Origin of the sequence: Mycobacterium sp. JS623 (assembly GCF_000328565.1) — a bacterium.
Taxonomy (GTDB): domain Bacteria; phylum Actinomycetota; class Actinomycetes; order Mycobacteriales; family Mycobacteriaceae; genus Mycobacterium.
Genome location: NC_019966.1, coordinates 4345677 through 4361439 on the forward strand (window position 1 = coordinate 4345677; position 15763 = coordinate 4361439).

The window sequence follows — 15763 nt, forward strand, 5'->3', positions numbered from 1 at the left end:
TGCCTTCCGTTCCCTACGGCGCCGCTTGGTCGTGTTGGCCACCAGTCAAGATCCAGGTGTCCTTGCTGCCGCCGCCCGAGGATGAGTTCACGATGCGAGATCCGCGCGCCGCCACCCGGGTCAGCCCCGCGGGCATGACGTGTGCCGTAACCGTATCGTCGGACCCCGGCCGCAGGTGCACGAACGCCCGCAGGTCGACGTGATGCGGATACATCCCCTCGCCGTCGAATGTCGGGTGGGTGGACAACGCCACGGTCTCCTGCGCTATGTAGCGTTCGGGCTGGTTCTGCAGTTCACGCCGGCGGACTTCGAGTGCCTCACCGGAGGCCTCCGGCCCGATCACCACGCCGGTGCCACCGTGCCCGTCGATCGGCTTGACCACGAGGTCGGCGAGGTTGTCCAGCACGTAGTCGCGCTGGGTCCGTTCGGCACAGATCCAGGTCGGCACTTGGGCCAGCGCCGGTGTTTCGCCTAGGTAATACTGGATCATCGTCGGCACGTAGGCGTAGATGGCCTTGTCGTCGGCGACGCCGTTGCCCAGCGCGTTGGCGATGGTCAGCGTCCCGTTGGTGACCGCCTCGAGAACACCGGGCCGCAACGCGCTGGCGTCGTATCCGGTGGACGACAGCAGCATGTCCTCGTCCATCCGGACGTACAGCACGTCGACAGGGTGAACGTCAGAACCAAAGTGGCGGAACAGTTTCCCGTCGCGGACCGACAGATCCGAGGTCTGCACAAGCGCGATGCCCAGCTCTTCGGCCAGGAAAGTGTGCTCGAACCAGGCAGAGTCTTCCCAGCCAGAGGACAACAGCGCCACCGACGGCTCGATCCCGGCCTGCGGCGGCGCCGCGGCGCGCAAGGTCTCCAGCAGCATCGACGGCACCTGGTCCACGTCGCCGAGCTCGGCGGGCCGCTCCAGTTCGGGCAGGTGCTTGGTGAGCAGCCGCCGGTTCGCGATCGCGTATGCGGTGCCGGAGGGGATACGAAGGTTGTCTTCGAGCACCATCCAGTTGCCGGCCCTGTCGCAAACCAGGTCGGTGCCGCTGATGTGGGCGCGGACCAGGTCGCGCGACAGCCGGCCCGTCGAACGGAATCCGGGTGCGCGGTCCAGCGTGTGCATCCCGATGACACCGTCGGCGACGATGGCCTGCTCGGAGTAGATGTCACGCAGGAACGCGTTGAGCGCCTTGGCTCGCTGACCCAGACCCGCGGTGAGTTCTGCCCACTCGTCGGCAGCGACCAACCTCGGCATCAGGTCGAGCGGGAACACCTGGGCGCGGTTCTGGCCGCTGACTCTGAACGTGATGCTCTCGGCGCGCTGGTCCTGCTCAATGTCGCCCTCTCGGGATCGCAACACCGCGACCCCGAGGTCGGCGACGGCATGCAGGATCTTTTCGTAGCGGGGCCGGGGCCGCCCGGTGGGTTCGACGGCCTCGTCGTAGCTGACCGCGGCGGCCCTGTCGGCTGGATCCTGCTCGCGGTCGGGTTGGTAGCCGAACAGCAGTGTGGGGTCTTCGATTACGGCCGTCGTGTTCGGCCCGGTGCCCGCGGTTTCGGCGATCAGCTGGTCGACAACGTCGGTTAGCCGGCCGCGGCGACGCAAAGCCCGTCGCTGACGAGCCGCCGACGTGCCAGCGAAAAGCACCTGCCGGGTCAGCTCGACGAGCATCTGCCAGTCTCCTGCCGCCTCCAGTTGCGGACGCAGCGACCGAACGAGTTCGGTGACGACGTCTCCGGCGGGTCGACTGACCGGACCGTCGATGTCGACCAGCTTGCCCTCCAGACCCGAGCGCGCCGCCCGCCACAGCGCCGCGCGGCCCAGCGGCGGCGAAACCTCGACGGCGGGGACGCCCGCCCGGAGCCCCTCCGCCTCGCGTTCGACCAAAGCCCGGAACAGCCCCGCGATCAGCACGATGGTGTCCACGGACGGGCAGCTGTCGCACACACGCAGTTCCAGCGTGGGAGCGGCGACGGCCGGACGCACGTCGAAGTACACCATCCCGGCGTCCGTGATTGCTCCGCTTGCCACCAGCTCTGCCACGAGTTTGTCGTATTCGGCGGCTGAGAACACGGGCGCGGCCAGCCCCGTCGTCGGCCAGCGCTGCCACACCAAGGTTCGCACGCTGGAATATCCGGTGTCGGAGCCGTCGGACCAAAATGGCGAACTGGCGGACAGCGCCAGCAGTGTCGGCACATACGCAGACACCCGGTTGGCCAGGACGACCGACTCGTCGCGGTCGGCAACGCCGACGTGCACCTGGGTGCCGCAGATGAGTTGTTCGCGGGCCAGCAGCTGGTAATCGGCGAGCATCTGCCGGTAGCGGGCGGTCTGCGTGACCTGAATTTCGGCGGGAACCGACAGCGGCACCGCCCCGGCGGCGACCACGCCCATGCCGAGTTTGGAGGCGGCTTCAACAAGCACCTTGCGGTGGCCCTGGAGATCGGCGCGCAGCCCGTCGAGGGTATCGACCACGCCGCTGTTCATTTCGATTACGCAGCGCTGCAACTCGGCGACGTAACTGTCGGACAACTCACCGAGCAGCTCAGGCGCGCGGGCCGTCAGCCGTCTGGTCTTGAGGTCGACGAGATGGAACTCCTCCTCGACACCCATCGTTCGCGGCATGAGGCCTCACACTTCGCCACCGTAATTGACGCGTAGTTACATCAGTGTTAACCCTGCTTGCTACCGGTAAACCGGCGCGGCTGGCTCTTTCGGCAGAATAGGCCGTCGCGACCAAAACCGTTCAACGAGCTGCACAGGTACCCTGCAGCCATGAGGTGGGAATGACCGATTCACCGCGCCGCGACGGGCCCGAACCCTTCGGTAGCAGCTATCCCGGATATACCGATCCGGCGTATGCGAGCCAGGCGCCCTACGGCCCCACCTATCAGGCACCGGCCGTTCCGGCACCGACCGAGCAGCTGCCCGCCTACTCCCCGTATGGCTACGACCCGTACGCCACCGGGCAGTACGGCGCTGGAGGTCAGCCGCCGCACCCACCCGAGCCCGAGGGCCCTAAGTCACCGCGCTGGCTGTGGATAGTCGCGGGCGTGTCGATCCTGACGGTGATCGGCCTGGTGATCGCGCTGGTGATCGTGAACAGCTCCAAGCAGGAGACCGTCGTCGCGCCGCTGCCGTCGCTGCCCGAGCCGACGTCGACCAGGCCCACGCCAACGACACCGCGGCCGACCATCCCCGTCTTCCCGTTGCCGACGCTGCCGAGCATCCCGTCGACAACGGGTCCGTCCACGCCGGCCACGCCGGGCGCCACCGAAACAGTCGCCTACAACGTGTCCGGCGACGGTCGGGCCATCAACATCACCTATGTCGACACCGGCGGGGTGTTGCAGACCGAGTTCAACGTGATGCTGCCGTGGAGCAAGGAGGTCCAGTTGAGTCAGCCGGCCAAGGACTCCGCCAGCGTCAGCATCATCAACGTCGGCCGCGAAGTGAGCTGCTCGATCTCCGTCAACGGCGTGCAAGTGCAGCAGCGCACCGGCGCAGGCCTGACAATTTGCACCGCGGCCGGCTAGACCGCCGCCCGTCGCGGCACGCGCACGCTAAGCATCGCAAGGAAGCCTGTCGCCAAGACCAGCATCAGGCCGGCGATGCCAGCCCGGTCCGCGCCGAAGATTGCGACGAACGTGGCGAACATGAACGGCGCCAGCGGCGCGACCGCGCGCCCGGTCATGGTGTAGAGGCCGAACGCCACGCCCTCTTTGCCTTCGGCGGTCATCCGCAACAACAGCGTGCGTGCCGAGGCCTGCGTCGGCCCGATGAATAGGCACAGCAGCAGTCCGCACACCCAAAACGCCGCGGCGCCGGACAACGACATCAGCGTCACACCGACGACGATCATCGCCGCCAGCGCGCCGAGGATGACGACCTTCGAGCCGACGCGGTCGTCGAGCAAGCCGCCGAGCACCGCACCTGCCGCGGCCACCAGGTTGGCGGCGATTCCGAACAGCAGCACATCGGCCGACGAGACGCCGTAGACGTTGACGCCGAGCACCGCGCCGAAGGTGAATACGCCGGCCAGTCCGTCGCGGAACACGGCGCTGGCGAGCAGGTAGTAGACGACGTTGCGATCCCGCCGCCACTCGCCTACCAAGTCTGACCACAGCTTGCGATAGGCGCCGAGCAGGCCGGTCGACGACCGGGTCTGCGGTTCGAGGTCGGCCGGCGGCGGGACGATGAGCACCGGTAGCGCGAACACGACCAGCCAGCCGGCGGTGACGAGCATCGCTGCGGGAACATTCGGGGCGTCGCCTTTGATGAATCCGCCGTAGACGATGACCAGTAGCACCATCGTGCCGAGATAGCCTGCGGCCCAACCGAATCCGGACACCTTTCCGTAGGTCTCCGACGTCGTCAGTTGTCGCAGCATCGCGTTGTACGGGACGCTGGCCAAGTCGTTGCATGCCGCGGTGAACCCCAGCAGTAGCAGGCCGGCCAACAGGTAGCGGGCGTCGTCTCGGATCAGGCTCATCGCTGCTGTCAGCAGGACGACCATCGCGGTGAGCACGCCCAGCGTCTGTCGCCGTCGGTGCGGCGCGTCGACCCAAGCCCCAATGGCAGGTGCGAGCACGGCGACGGTGGCACCGGAGAAGAACAGGGCCCAGCCGAGCAAGCTGGCCGGGCTGGTGTCGCTGGGAAGATCGTCTCCGACGGAGCGGGTCAGGTAGACGGAGAAGACGAAGGTCACGACGATCGCGCTGACGCCGGTGGAGCCGCAGTCCCACAGTGCCCACGCCAGCACGCGCAACCGGCTCATGTTCGAACGATATAGTCCGGCCCATGCCAGTACCCGCTCCTAGCGCGGATGCCCGTGCCGTTGTGACCGGCGCCTCGCAGAACATCGGCGAAGCCCTGGCCATCGAGCTGGCAGCCCGCGGACACCACCTCATCATCACGGCGCGCCGCGAGGAAGTGCTGCGCGCGCTGGCGGACCGGATCACCCGGCAATACGGGGTGACGGTGGAGGTGCGTCCGGTTGATCTCGCCGACCCTGCCGAGCGCGCCAAGCTGTGCGACGAACTTGCCGCGCGCGACATCTCGATCCTGTGCGCCAACGCGGGCACCGCGACGTTCGGCCCGGTCGCCTCGCTGGACGCCGACGCGGAGAAGGCGCAGGTGCAGCTGAATGTTCTTGGCGTACATGACCTTGCACTCGCCGTGCTCCCCGGCATGGTTTCGGGTAAGGCCGGCGGTATCCTGATTTCCGGTTCAGCGGCAGGGAATTCGCCGATTCCGAACAACGCGACCTACGCCGCCACCAAGGCGTTCGCGAATACGTTCAGCGAGTCGCTGCGGGGCGAGCTCAAGAAGGACGGTGTGCACGTCACGCTGCTGGCGCCGGGGCCGGTGCGCGAGACGCTGCCCGCGGAGACAGAGCAGTCGCTCGTCGAGAAGCTGATCCCCGATTTCCTGTGGATCTCCACGGAGTACACGGCCAAGATTTCCCTGGATGGCTTGGAGCGCAACAAGATGCGGGTCGTGCCGGGCGTGACGTCGAAGGCGATGTCAGTGGCGTCGGGCTACACACCGCGAGCCATCGTGACGCCGATCGTCGGCGCGGTCTACAAGAAACTCGGCGGCGGCTAGCGGCGTCGACGGCCGGTGCCGAAAATGCTGCGCGTGATCTCGCGGCCAGCCACCGTCGCCGCCGACCGCAAGAAGCTCTTGAACGCCGTGCTCTGGATGACCTCTTGCACCATGCTGCCCTCAACTCCGTCGCGACTCTTGGCCTCACCCTCGGCGCTGGCGGGGGCCGGCGGTTCCCCGGCGGGCGGTGGCGGGGCGTCGACGGGAGCGCCCGCGGGCGGTGGTGCGACCTTGTTCTGCAAGATCTCGTAGGCCGATTGCGGGTCGATCGTCTGGCCGTATTTCGCTTGCAGCGGACTGGCTTTCGCGGCCGCAGCGATCGCGTCGTTGCCGATCGCACCCATCAGCGAACGCGGCGAGCGCATCCGCGTCCACGCCACCGGCGTCGGCGCGCCCTTTTCCGAGAGCACCGTCACGATCGCCTCGCCGATACCAAGCGAAGTCAGCGCCTTCTCCAGGTCGTACACGTCGGTCTTCGGGTAGGTGCGCACCGTCTTGGTGAGCGCCTTCTGATCGTCAGGTGTGAACGCGCGCAACGCGTGCTGGATACGCGCGCCGAGCTGACTGAGCACGTCGTTGGGGACGTCGGTGGGCAGTTGCGTGCAGAAGAACACGCCAACACCCTTCGACCGGATCAGCTTCACGGTCTGCTCGACCTGCTCGAGGAACGCCTTGGACGCGTCGGTGAACAGCAAATGCGCCTCGTCGAACATGAACACCAGCTTGGGCTTGTCGACGTCACCGACCTCGGGCAGCGCGGTGAACAGATCGGCAAGCACCCACATCAGGAAGGTCGAGAACATCACCGGGCGGGCAGCCTGATCGCCGAGCTCCAGCAGCGTGATGACGCCGCGGCCCTGCGTGTCGGTGCGCATCAGGTCACTGGGCTCGAGCTCCGGCTCGCCGAAGAACGTGTCCGCGCCCTCGGCCTCCAGGTTGATCAGCGCCCGCAGGATCACGCCTGCCGTCGCGGCGGAAACCGCGCCGATCGCCTTGAGCTCTTCCTTGCCCTCATCGCTGGTGAGGAATTGGATGACCGCGCGCAAGTCCTTGAGGTCGAGCAGCGCTAGGCCCTTCTGGTCGGCCCAGTGAAAGATCAGGCCCAGGGTGGACTCCTGAGTTGGGTTGAGCCCCAACACTTTTGATAACAGGATCGGCCCGAAGCTGGTCATCGTCGCGCGGACCGGCACACCGATGCCCGAAGTGCCGAGCGAGAGGAACTCCACCGGGAACGCCGTCGGCGTCCACGAATCGCCGGTGTCCTTGCTGCGCTGCTGGACCTTGTCGTTGGATTCCCCCGCCTGTGAGAGGCCGGACAGGTCACCCTTGATATCGGCCATCACCACGGGCACGCCCGCCGCGGACAGTTGTTCGGCGATCACCTGCAGCGACTTGGTCTTGCCGGTGCCGGTGGCGCCTGCGACCAGGCCATGGCGGTTGACGGTGGCCAGCGGGATGCGGACCTGCGCGGTCGGGTCGCAAACCCCGTCGACGACGACGGCGCCCAATTCCAACGCGGGCCCTTCGGTGGCATAACCTGCGGCGATCTGCTGAGCGGGGGTGGCTGTCGACTCGGTGGGCATGGCCGGAACATTACTGCGAGGCGGACCCGCTGGGTGGGTGTAGGCGGCTGCTTGTCGCCCGACGGCTTACTGTTTTCCCTGTGCGTGACGAACTGGTATGGATCGACTGTGAGATGACCGGCCTTGACCTCAAGACCGACCGGCTCATCGAGATCGCGGTGCTGGTCACCGACGCCGACCTCAACATCCTCGGTGAGGGCATCGACGTAGTGATTCACGCCGAGGATGCCGCGTTGTCGTCGATGATTCCCGTCGTCACCGATATGCACACGCGCTCGGGCCTGATCGAGGAAGTCCGCGCGTCGACCGTCGACCTCGGCACGGCCGAAGAACAGGTGCTCGACTACATCCGCACCCATGTCAAGCAGGCGAAGACGGCTCCGTTGGCGGGCAACTCGATTGCCACCGACCGCGGCTTCATCGCCCGCGACATGCCCAAGCTCGACGACTATCTGCACTACCGGATGATCGACGTCAGCTCGATCAAGGAGTTGTGCCGGCGCTGGTATCCGCGCATCTACTTCGGCCAGCCGGAGAAGGGCCTGGCACATCGGGCGCTGGCCGATATCCACGAGTCCATTCGCGAGTTGCAGTACTACCGCCGCACGGCGTTCGTACCCGCGCCGGGCCCGTCGACCAGCGAAATCGCGGAGATCGCCGCCGAACTCGGCCCCCCGAACGGCGAGTCGGGCGATATCGATTCGGCTGCGGAGCGCCCCAGCGGCTAATATCGACGACGCCGCACATGCGTGATGCGGCAATGGTGGCTGTAGTTCAGTTGGTAGAGCACCAGGTTGTGATCCTGGGGGTCGCGGGTTCAAGTCCCGTCAGCCACCCCGAACGGGTCAGAGGGCAAATGCGTCCTCTGACCTTTTCTTTGGCCAGGCCCTCGCGAGCCTTTCGGGCTTAAGCACTACCGCGGGGGCGCGGTTGTGCGCGCAACCCGCCAAACTGATTGATGGTTCTGCTTTTGCCCGTTCTGCTCAGAGCTCAATCGAGAATGGAACCGGAGCGCAGCAAAGACGTTCTCGAACCTGCGAAGTTGCTGTCAACAAGCGCTCTGCCGATCGGTCGATGTCTGCCTCGCCATACGCTGTCACCGACACAGAAGGGTATTTGCGATGCAGCCTGGCCCGAACCCGATTGACCCAGTTGCCAACGAACGGTTGTCTCACGCGGGCAAGCTGTTCACGTCGGACTTGTCAATCAACGAGTTCGCGCTCCTGCGCGGCGCCGGGTTTGAACCGATCGAACTCGTCATGGGCGCGTCGGTCTACCACGTCGGCTTTCAGTTCACCAACCTCAAGCAGCAAGCGGAGTTGACCGTCCTCACCGAGGCGACATACCGCGCCCGCTGGAATGCATTGGGGCGCATGCAAGCCGAGGCCGACGCGCTTGGCGCCGATGGCGTCGTCGGTGTCCGGCTCGAATGGCGCCACGTCGGGGAGGGCGAGCATCTCGAGTTCATCGCTGTCGGAACCGCCGTGCGATATACCGCCAAACCCGGCGCGTATCGGCGCGCCACTGGACAAGCCTTCAGCAGTCATCTCTCCGGTCAGGACATGGCCACACTACTGCGTAGTGGATACACACCGGTCGCCTTCGTCATGGGCAACTGTGTCTTTCACGTTGCCGTGCAAGGTCTTATGCAGTCCCTGCGTCAGGTCGGCCGCAACGTGGAAATGCCCCAGTGGACGCAGGGCAGCTACCAGTCGCGTGAACTCGCGATGTCTCGCATGCAAGCCGAGGCCGAACGCGACGGCGCAGATGGCGTCGTTGGCGTGCATTTCGCCGTGTCGAATTACGCGTGGGGCCATCACACCGTCGAGTTCTACGTGGCCGGCACCGCTGTGCGCCGCACCGGCAATGGGGAAACGATCGCGCCGTCGTTCGTGCTGCCGATGAGCGGGTGATGACTGCTTTCGATTCCGAGCGTGTAAGCACCACGATCACTTCCGCACTCGCCGGACCCGGCGGAGTTTCCTTGGTGGTCAAGGTGTTTGATGGAGTGCCCGGAGTGGTCCACCACCCCGTGAAGCGGGGCCTGTTGCGGCGAGAGCCCGAACGCACTCAGATTGGTGACTGGCGCTACGAGGTCACACAGGATGGCCGTTTGCGCGCAGCGCACCTGGTCCACGGCATCGTCATCGCCGAGGACACACTTGCCGCCGCTGAGGTAGGCCCGCACATTGCGCGCGCGCTGGGCCAGATTGCCGCCCGCTATGGAGCAACCGTCCTGCCGAATATCGACGCTGCTCTCGAAGCGCTCAGCGCCGGCCTCTAACGGCTCAGGTGCTGGCGTTGCCCGCTTTCCATTGCTCCCACGGAATGTTCCAGTCGCCAAGGCCATCGGTGCCTGGCAACGTCGAACCGACCGTGTTGACGACCTCGACGATGTCGCCGCGCTTGGTGTTGTTGTAGAACCAGACAGCGTTGCTCGGGCTCACGTTGAGGCAGCCGTGGCTGGTATTGCTGTAGCCCTGGCTGCCCACCGACCACGGCGCGGAATGCACGAAGATGCCGCTGTAGCTGATCTGCGTCGCCCAGTCCACATCGGTTCGATAGCCGTTGGGCGAGTTGACCGGCACGCCATAGGTCGACGAATCCATGACGATGTGCGTGAACCGGGCGCCGACGATGTAGACGCCGTGGTTGGTCGGGGTGCTGTCCTTGCCCATCGACGTAGGCATGGTCTTGATGACTTCACCGTTGCGCCGGACCGTCACGATCTTCGTGTTGTCATCGGCGGTCGCGATCACCTCATCGCCGATCGTGAAGCGCGTCTTGACGTTCTCCTGACCGAAAAGCCCGTCGCCGAGATCGGCACCATAGATGTTCACCGCAACATCGACCGTGGTGCCCGGCTTCCAGTATTGCGCTGGGCGCCAACGCACTTCGCGGTTGTTCAGCCAGTAGAACGCGCCTTCGACGGAAGGGTTCGTCGTGATCTTGATCGCCTTCTGCGCGGCCAACCGGTCGGTGATGTTCTCATCGAACTGCACCGCCACCGGTTGCCCGACGCCGACCACCTCGCCGTCGTTCGGCAGCACGTAGGCCATCGTCAGGTTCGCCGGTGAATGCGTCTGGAACGTCATCTGCTGACTGGTGACCCCGCCGAGGCCCAGCGCCTGCGCGCTGAGCGTGTAGCGCTCGTTGTAGCCAAGCGGATCGGTCGTCGACCACACCAGGCCGTCGGGGCTGAGCCGCCCAGCGACCGGGGTGCCGTCCTCGGCGTTGACCATCGTGACGGCGCCAAGCACGCCGTCCTCGGCGCTGACTGTGACGGGCGATTCGACGCTCACGCCGACCGCGCCATCCTTGACCGACGCGGCGAGCTTGGGCACCAGCAGATCGCCGTAGGGCGTGCCCTTGTCGGTGATGACCTTGGGCTGCTGCGGCGGGGTGGGTTGACTGCTGCTGCAGGCGCCTAGCCCCAGGACCAAGCCCGGAATCACTGCCGCGGCGACGAGCCAGGCACGCATACGACCCGGACGGGCCGCCCGCTTGACCTGCCCCATTCTTTGCTCCACTTCACCACCATGACCGACACACTGAGGATTCTTGGCAATAGTCTAAGGGCAGATTTAGCTGGGGGCGCAACTGCAGCGTCGCTCCCAGCGGCGGCGAGCGGTCGTGATTTCACCCTTGCCGCGAGGCCTGTTATTGTCGCACACGCAGCGCCGTTAGCTCAGTTGGTAGAGCAGCTGACTCTTAATCAGCGGGTCCGGGGTTCGAAACCCTGACGGCGCACTCAGCGCGAACAATCGGAACGCCGCCCGGCTATTCGGCGGGGCCGCGCGTCCGGGAAGCGTCGATGTAATCCGTCGATCAGGCGGTGCGCCTCGTAGAGCTCATGACGCAGGCTGGCCACCCGGCGCCGGGCAACCACGGCAGCGTGACCCTGCACTCGACGCGTGCGGATTTCGGCCGATTCGACCTTCTTGGAGATTGCGTCGACGTGCGCGTGGAGCGATTGAAGAAGCTCCCGTGCCTGCGCTGTGTCGGGGTCATCGATCACGTCGGCATCATCCCATCAACCCGAGCTACGCGCGCGCCCGGCCAGATTCAGCAAATCGCGGCACGCACCCGCCATCGCTTGCGATGGCAACGATGCCGCAGTAGCCTATTAACGTCACCGACAAATTATGCATATCCTCTGTTAGCGAGGTGTTGAATGTGCTACTGCTCACATGAGTTCACCTATGCGGCGAGATCGACACTCATTGTTCCTGGTAACGGTCAGATCACTTCACTGCGATTTACGCTGCATAACCAGGGGGCTTGGTGCTAGCCTCTAGTTAGCTACAGCGAATTACATGGCTCGTGACGCCACGGGTCCCACGGAACGAGGTCTTAGCTGATGTCCACCATAGACGCACCACTCACCACGGGTGCGTCCGGCACAGCTTCTGCCGACGACGTAACCGGGCAACTGCCCGTCATGGTGTACACCTGCAACCGCCTCGGCCGGGTCGCCAACCCGCCCAGCTTCTGGTTCGCCGACCTGTTCCGCTCTGCGCACCGGCGCTAGCCCGTCAGCGCCGCCGGACGCGGCGAACGACAACAACCACAACGACGGCGCCGACGCCTGCCAGCGAGGCCGCGACAGCAGGCTTCTTCAAGAACCGGACCACGCCGGCCTTGATGTCGTTGGCGATTCTCTGCGGATTGGCACGCACTGCGAGGGTGTCGACAGTCGCGGCCAACTGATCGCGCGCCTGATCGATGTCCCGCTTGATGGTGTCGGGATCGCGGTCCGCCACTTGTTGCCTCCAAGCCCGTGTGCGCTGCCTTGCCGATCTACCCTAGTTGAGCTCGCGCTCATCGAAGCGCACCGGTCGAAGAAGGGACCCTTCCGCATGCCGCAGACCCCGCGTCTCGAGGTGGGCGACAAAGCCCCCACGTTCAGCCTGCCCGACGCCGACGGCAACACCATCAAGCTTTCCGACTACAAGGGCCGCCGGGTCATCGTGTACTTCTACCCCGCCGCATCGACGCCGGGATGCACCAAGCAGGCCTGCGACTTCCGAGACAGTCTGAGCGAACTCAACGGCGCCGGACTGGATGTCATCGGCATCTCACCCGACAAGCCCGCCAAGCTCGCCAAGTTTCGCGACGATCAGAAGCTGACGTTTCCGCTGTTGTCCGATCCGGACCGCAGGGTGCTCGAGGCGTGGGGCGCCTACGGCGAAAAGACTATGTACGGCAAGACAGTTCAGGGCGTCATCCGCTCGACGTTCGTCGTCGACGAGCAGGGCAAGATCGCCGAGGCGCAGTACAACGTGCGCGCGACGGGTCACGTCGCCAAGCTACGGCGCGACCTGTCCGTTTGAGCCGCCGCGCCGGCCGCCGATTGATTCGACCGAAGGGGAATGAAATAGGACCGCAGTCCGTTTAGCATCTCCGAAGGCGCCAGACAGGCTGACACCTTGACGAAGGACGACGCGAATATGACTGCGACTGCGCGAATTACTGAACTTCTCTATCGAAACCTTCAGGAGGTCTTCGGGGAGGGCGATCCAGCCCGCCGGCATGCCGCCATCGAAGAGTTCTACACAGACGACTGCGCGCTCTACGTCCCGGACGGCGTCCTCGCTGGACACGACGCATTGGACAAATTCGCGGGAGAACTGCGTGCGACTCACCCCAGTTTTGTCTACACGCCCCATGGAGAGCCGCAGGCTCTACACAACGCCGGAATACTGGCATGGGGCTCGGGCCCTAAAGGTGAGCCACCTGAATACACCGGGCTCGACGTTGTCGTTGTTCGCGAGAGCAAGATCACGGCACTGTACGTCTTCCTCAATCCGAAGTTGTCGTCCGCCTAGTCAGCGTCAGGGGCGACGGGACACATGGCCAAGCCGCGCGAGTTGTCAATCTAGCAGCAGAGTGGGTGTGCACGTTTACGAGCGCGCTCGTAACAGTCTGTGTCCGTTCATCATTGGCGCAACACGCTTTTGTGTGTAGCGGCCATCCACGACACCCCGTTCCCTACGGAATGTTCATGCCGCGGTAGAGCCGTTAGGCGACGAGGTTGTTGTGTTCGTGATCGGCATGTGGATTAACAAGCCGCGCCGGAGCGTTCTGAATAGGCATGATGCGCTCACCCGACGAAGTAGTCACAAGATTCTGCGCACTGTGGTCCAAGCCAGATCCCGACGAAATCGCCAGCTGCTTCAGCGAAGACGCGGTGTACCGCAATTTCCCACCGACGGACCCGATTGAGGGCCGAGACGCCATCAGAGCGTTTATTGCCGAGTTCTTGGCGAGGCTCGACGGCATTGACTTCATCGTGCATCGGCAGGTCAGCGGGGACGGTGTCGTGATGCATGAACGTACCGATGTGCTACGCCGAAAGGACGGTGCCACGCTATCGGTGCCAATCATGGGTGTCTTCGACGTCGCCGACGGCAAGATCGCAACATGGCGGGACTACTTCGAAACGGCCATCACTAGCACCTTCATTTGATGCCTGATGACTGATGTTCGTCACGAGCCCCCTCCTTAACGAAGCTGGAGACACCCGTGCACCGGCTGTCGATCGCCGGCTTGTGCTTGTGCCCCTCGAGTCATTGGATTGCCGCAGGTAAGTGCTGTTGTTGCTGCTGGCATATGTACATGTTCGTAAACAGCACAGCGGCGTAATCCGCTCGACGTTCGTCGTCGACGACAAGGGCAAGATCGCCGAGGCGTCGTACAACGTGCGCGCGACGGGTCACGTCGCCAAGCTACGGCGCGACCTGTCCGTTTGAGCCGAGGTTGGCCAGCAGCAGCGCTTCTGCGGTGGCCGCGCGTTCCAGCACGCCAAGGTGCAGGCTCTCGTTGATGCTGTGCGCTTGTGTCTGCGGGTCTTCCACACCGGTGACCAAGATCTTGGCCGACGGGAACGCGTCGGCGAATTCGGCGATGAACGGGATCGACCCACCCACTCCGGTGTCGACGGGCTCGTTGCCCCACGCCTGGCGGAACGCGGACCGCGCGGCGTCGTAGACCGGCCCGCTGGCGTCGATGGCATAGGGCTGGCCGAGGTCGCCCGGGGTGACGCTCACCTGCGCACCCCACGGCGCGTGTTGTTCGAGGTGACGGGTCAGTGCTTGCAAGTGCTCTTTGGCGTTGCCGCCCGGGGCGACCCGCATGCTGACCTTCGCCCGCGCCCGCGGAATCAACGTGTTCGACGACTTGTCGATCGATGTGGTGTCGATGCCGATGACCGTGATCGCCGGTTTGGCCCAAAGTCGTTGTGGCACTGTGCCGTCACCGATCTCTCTAACGCCGTCGAGCAGGCCTGCTTCTTCACGCACCCGCTCCGGTGAGATGTCGACGTCGGCAGCCGCCCCTTCGTACAACCCCGCGACCGCGACGTTGCCGTCGTCGTCGTGCAAGCTGGCGAGCAGCCGCACCAGCGCGCTCACCGCATCGGGCGCCACACCGCCCCAGAGCCCCGAGTGCAGTCCATGGTCGAGTGTCGCGACCTCTACGATGCAGTCGGCCAGGCCGCGCAGCGACACCGTCAAGGAGGGCACTTCGGTGCTCCAGTTGTCGGAATCGGCGATGACGATCACGTCGGACGCCAACACGTCGCGGTGTGCCTCGAGTAGCCGGGACAGCGACGGTGAACCCGACTCCTCCTCGCCCTCGACGAACACCGTCACGCCGACGGGCGGCTTGCCGCCGTGGGCGCGGAAAGCCGCCAAATGCGTTGCGATGCCTGCCTTGTCGTCGGCAACGCCGCGGCCGTACAGTCGGCCGTCGCGCTCGGTCGGTTCGAATGGTGGCGACTGCCATTGGCCGGGATCACCTTCTGGTTGCACGTCGTGATGGGCGTATAGCAGCACGGTCGGCGCCCCGGGCGGGGCCGGGTGGCGGGCGATGACGGCGGGCGCGCCGCCTTCGCTGACAATCTGCACGTCGCCGAACCCGGCCTCCGACAACAGATTTGCCACTGCGTCGGCGCTTCGCTGCACTTCCGGCCTGCGGGTCGGATCGGCCCACACCGATTCGATGCGTACCAGGTCTTCCAGGTCGCGCCGCACCGACGGCAGCACCTCACGCACGCGCTCCACGAGATCGCTCATATCACTGAGGCTAGCGGGTCACCCTTTCTGCGCGAGCAGACGCAAAGTGTCCCGACACGCCGAGAAAAAGGAGCAGTTTGCGTCTGCTCGGCGGAGGAGATTTAGCGCTCCTCGAGGATGGCCACCGCGGCCGCGGTATCGGCCTCATGCGTCAGCGACAGATGGATCGTGACGTCCTTCAAGTGCTCGGCGATGGCACCGGTCAGCCGCACCTTCGGCCGGCCCCACATGTCGGTGATCACTTCGATGTCGCGGTGGATACCCTCCGGCAGCATAGGCCGCTTGGAGAACCGCGAACCCGACCACGCCTTGATGACCGCCTCTTTGGCGGCCCACCGCGCGGCCAGATGCCGCGCCGCAGACGAACTCTTGTCCGCGGCATCGCGGCGCTCGCCGGGTGTGAACGTTTCGGCGAACACCGTGCCGGGCTGATCGACCTGCTCGGCGAAGTCGGGAATGGAGACCAGATCGATCCCCACCCCGACTACCGCCATGGGAGG

17 protein-coding genes, 2 tRNA genes and 1 pseudogene are annotated in these 15763 nt (G+C 65.2%); 12 read left to right on the forward strand and 8 right to left on the reverse strand.

Going from position 1 to position 15763, the window contains the following annotated elements; genetic code table 11:
- Positions 1-13: 13 nt before the first annotated feature.
- Entirely contained in the window at positions 14-2623 is a 2610-nt protein-coding gene (locus MYCSM_RS21195; RefSeq protein WP_015308219.1) for a carboxylate--amine ligase/circularly permuted type 2 ATP-grasp protein, read from the reverse strand.
- A 161-nt stretch (positions 2624-2784) separates the two neighbouring features.
- On the opposite strand from MYCSM_RS21195, the gene MYCSM_RS21200 reads away from it, so the two are divergent.
- A complete protein-coding gene (locus MYCSM_RS21200; RefSeq protein WP_015308220.1) occupies positions 2785-3534 on the forward strand; it encodes an MmpS family transport accessory protein in 750 nt (249 codons plus the stop codon).
- On the opposite strand, the gene MYCSM_RS21205 is transcribed toward MYCSM_RS21200, so the two are convergent.
- The gene (locus MYCSM_RS21205) at positions 3531-4775 is read right to left on the reverse strand and encodes an MFS transporter (RefSeq protein WP_015308221.1); all 1245 of its coding nucleotides are present in this window, start codon (positions 4773-4775) and stop codon (positions 3531-3533) included. The two genes, MYCSM_RS21200 and MYCSM_RS21205, sit on opposite strands and share 4 nt — an antisense overlap.
- A gap of 23 nt (positions 4776-4798) precedes the next feature.
- Here MYCSM_RS21205 and cmrA point away from each other — a divergent pair, with 23 nt between their 5' ends.
- Positions 4799-5605, forward strand: a complete 807-nt coding sequence (gene cmrA, locus MYCSM_RS21210; RefSeq protein ID WP_015308222.1) for a mycolate reductase — start codon at positions 4799-4801, stop codon at positions 5603-5605.
- Here the strand turns inward: cmrA and MYCSM_RS21215 are convergent.
- The gene (locus tag MYCSM_RS21215; protein WP_015308223.1) at positions 5602-7188 is read right to left on the reverse strand and encodes a helicase HerA-like domain-containing protein; all 1587 of its coding nucleotides are present in this window, start codon (positions 7186-7188) and stop codon (positions 5602-5604) included. The genes cmrA and MYCSM_RS21215 overlap by 4 nt on opposite strands.
- Before the next feature lie 80 nt (positions 7189-7268).
- On the opposite strand from MYCSM_RS21215, the gene orn reads away from it, so the two are divergent.
- The 4 genes from orn to MYCSM_RS21235 all read left to right on the forward strand — a co-directional run bounded on the left by orn (position 7269) and on the right by MYCSM_RS21235 (position 9472).
- On the forward strand, positions 7269-7916 hold the full coding sequence (gene orn / locus MYCSM_RS21220; RefSeq protein ID WP_015308224.1) for an oligoribonuclease: 648 nt from the start codon (positions 7269-7271) through the stop codon (positions 7914-7916).
- A gap of 35 nt (positions 7917-7951) precedes the next feature.
- Positions 7952-8024: transfer RNA gene (locus MYCSM_RS21225), tRNA-His, on the forward strand.
- 285 nt (positions 8025-8309) lie between these two features.
- Positions 8310-9101: a heavy metal-binding domain-containing protein gene (locus tag MYCSM_RS21230; RefSeq protein ID WP_015308225.1), complete on the forward strand. Its 792-nt coding sequence runs from the start codon at positions 8310-8312 to the stop codon at positions 9099-9101.
- Positions 9101-9472, forward strand: coding sequence for a DUF5073 family protein (locus tag MYCSM_RS21235; RefSeq protein ID WP_015308226.1), 372 nt, complete (start codon positions 9101-9103; stop codon positions 9470-9472). The genes MYCSM_RS21230 and MYCSM_RS21235 overlap by 1 nt, the downstream gene beginning before the upstream one ends.
- A 4-nt stretch (positions 9473-9476) precedes the next feature.
- Here MYCSM_RS21235 and MYCSM_RS21240 read toward each other — a convergent pair whose 3' ends face one another.
- On the reverse strand, positions 9477-10706 hold the full coding sequence (locus MYCSM_RS21240; RefSeq protein WP_015308227.1) for a L,D-transpeptidase: 1230 nt from the start codon (positions 10704-10706) through the stop codon (positions 9477-9479).
- A gap of 159 nt (positions 10707-10865) precedes the next feature.
- On the opposite strand from MYCSM_RS21240, the gene MYCSM_RS21245 reads away from it, so the two are divergent.
- Positions 10866-10938, forward strand: a tRNA-Lys gene (locus MYCSM_RS21245).
- Position 10939: 1 nt separating this feature from the next.
- Here MYCSM_RS21245 and MYCSM_RS21250 read toward each other — a convergent pair.
- Positions 10940-11206, reverse strand: a complete 267-nt coding sequence (locus tag MYCSM_RS21250) for a hypothetical protein (RefSeq protein ID WP_232425649.1) — start codon at positions 11204-11206, stop codon at positions 10940-10942.
- A gap of 342 nt (positions 11207-11548) precedes the next feature.
- Here MYCSM_RS21250 and MYCSM_RS37875 point away from each other — a divergent pair, with 342 nt between their 5' ends.
- Positions 11549-11719, forward strand: a complete 171-nt coding sequence (locus tag MYCSM_RS37875; RefSeq protein ID WP_015308228.1) for a hypothetical protein — start codon at positions 11549-11551, stop codon at positions 11717-11719.
- 4 nt (positions 11720-11723) lie between these two features.
- Here the strand turns inward: MYCSM_RS37875 and MYCSM_RS21255 are convergent, their stop codons facing one another.
- Entirely contained in the window at positions 11724-11951 is a 228-nt protein-coding gene (locus MYCSM_RS21255; RefSeq protein WP_015308229.1) for a DUF3618 domain-containing protein, read from the reverse strand.
- A gap of 96 nt (positions 11952-12047) precedes the next feature.
- Between MYCSM_RS21255 and bcp the strand changes: the two genes are divergently transcribed.
- The 4 genes and pseudogenes from bcp to MYCSM_RS36130 form a co-directional block, all read left to right on the forward strand.
- Positions 12048-12521 (forward strand): thioredoxin-dependent thiol peroxidase, encoded by a 474-nt coding sequence (gene bcp, locus MYCSM_RS21260; RefSeq protein WP_015308230.1) that lies wholly within the window; start codon positions 12048-12050, stop codon positions 12519-12521.
- Positions 12522-12638: 117 nt separating this feature from the next.
- Positions 12639-13016 (forward strand): nuclear transport factor 2 family protein, encoded by a 378-nt coding sequence (locus tag MYCSM_RS21265; protein ID WP_015308231.1) that lies wholly within the window; start codon positions 12639-12641, stop codon positions 13014-13016.
- A 266-nt stretch (positions 13017-13282) separates the two neighbouring features.
- Positions 13283-13657 (forward strand): nuclear transport factor 2 family protein, encoded by a 375-nt coding sequence (locus MYCSM_RS21270; protein WP_015308232.1) that lies wholly within the window; start codon positions 13283-13285, stop codon positions 13655-13657.
- 157 nt (positions 13658-13814) lie between these two features.
- Positions 13815-13940, forward strand: a pseudogene (locus MYCSM_RS36130) (peroxiredoxin); the annotation flags it as partial.
- Here the strand turns inward: MYCSM_RS36130 and MYCSM_RS21275 are convergent.
- Positions 13917-15263: a dipeptidase gene (locus MYCSM_RS21275; protein WP_015308233.1), complete on the reverse strand. Its 1347-nt coding sequence runs from the start codon at positions 15261-15263 to the stop codon at positions 13917-13919. The pseudogene MYCSM_RS36130 and the gene MYCSM_RS21275 overlap by 24 nt on opposite strands.
- 101 nt (positions 15264-15364) lie before the next feature.
- Positions 15365-15757: a holo-ACP synthase AcpS gene (gene acpS / locus MYCSM_RS21280; RefSeq protein ID WP_015308234.1), complete on the reverse strand. Its 393-nt coding sequence runs from the start codon at positions 15755-15757 to the stop codon at positions 15365-15367.
- Positions 15758-15763: the final 6 nt, after the last annotated feature.

What these genes read in the sequence shown, in the direction of transcription:
- MYCSM_RS21240 (WP_015308227.1), bottom strand. Translation starts at nt 10,706, where the DNA reads ATGGGGCAGGTCAAGCGGGCGGCCCGTCCGGGTCGTATGCGTGCCTGG.
- MYCSM_RS21195 (WP_015308219.1), bottom strand. Translation starts at nt 2,623, where the DNA reads ATGCCGCGAACGATGGGTGTCGAGGAGGAGTTCCATCTCGTCGACCTC.
- MYCSM_RS21230 (WP_015308225.1), top strand. Translation starts at nt 8,310, where the DNA reads ATGCAGCCTGGCCCGAACCCGATTGACCCAGTTGCCAACGAACGGTTG.
- MYCSM_RS21265 (WP_015308231.1), top strand. Translation starts at nt 12,639, where the DNA reads ATGACTGCGACTGCGCGAATTACTGAACTTCTCTATCGAAACCTTCAG.
- MYCSM_RS37875 (WP_015308228.1), top strand. Translation starts at nt 11,549, where the DNA reads ATGTCCACCATAGACGCACCACTCACCACGGGTGCGTCCGGCACAGCT.
- MYCSM_RS21235 (WP_015308226.1), top strand. Translation starts at nt 9,101, where the DNA reads ATGACTGCTTTCGATTCCGAGCGTGTAAGCACCACGATCACTTCCGCA.
- MYCSM_RS21200 (WP_015308220.1), top strand. Translation starts at nt 2,785, where the DNA reads ATGACCGATTCACCGCGCCGCGACGGGCCCGAACCCTTCGGTAGCAGC.
- MYCSM_RS21270 (WP_015308232.1), top strand. Translation starts at nt 13,283, where the DNA reads ATGATGCGCTCACCCGACGAAGTAGTCACAAGATTCTGCGCACTGTGG.
- MYCSM_RS21215 (WP_015308223.1), bottom strand. Translation starts at nt 7,188, where the DNA reads ATGCCCACCGAGTCGACAGCCACCCCCGCTCAGCAGATCGCCGCAGGT.
- MYCSM_RS21205 (WP_015308221.1), bottom strand. Translation starts at nt 4,775, where the DNA reads ATGAGCCGGTTGCGCGTGCTGGCGTGGGCACTGTGGGACTGCGGCTCC.
- acpS (WP_015308234.1), bottom strand. Translation starts at nt 15,757, where the DNA reads ATGGCGGTAGTCGGGGTGGGGATCGATCTGGTCTCCATTCCCGACTTC.
- MYCSM_RS21275 (WP_015308233.1), bottom strand. Translation starts at nt 15,263, where the DNA reads ATGAGCGATCTCGTGGAGCGCGTGCGTGAGGTGCTGCCGTCGGTGCGG.
- bcp (WP_015308230.1), top strand. Translation starts at nt 12,048, where the DNA reads ATGCCGCAGACCCCGCGTCTCGAGGTGGGCGACAAAGCCCCCACGTTC.
- cmrA (WP_015308222.1), top strand. Translation starts at nt 4,799, where the DNA reads ATGCCAGTACCCGCTCCTAGCGCGGATGCCCGTGCCGTTGTGACCGGC.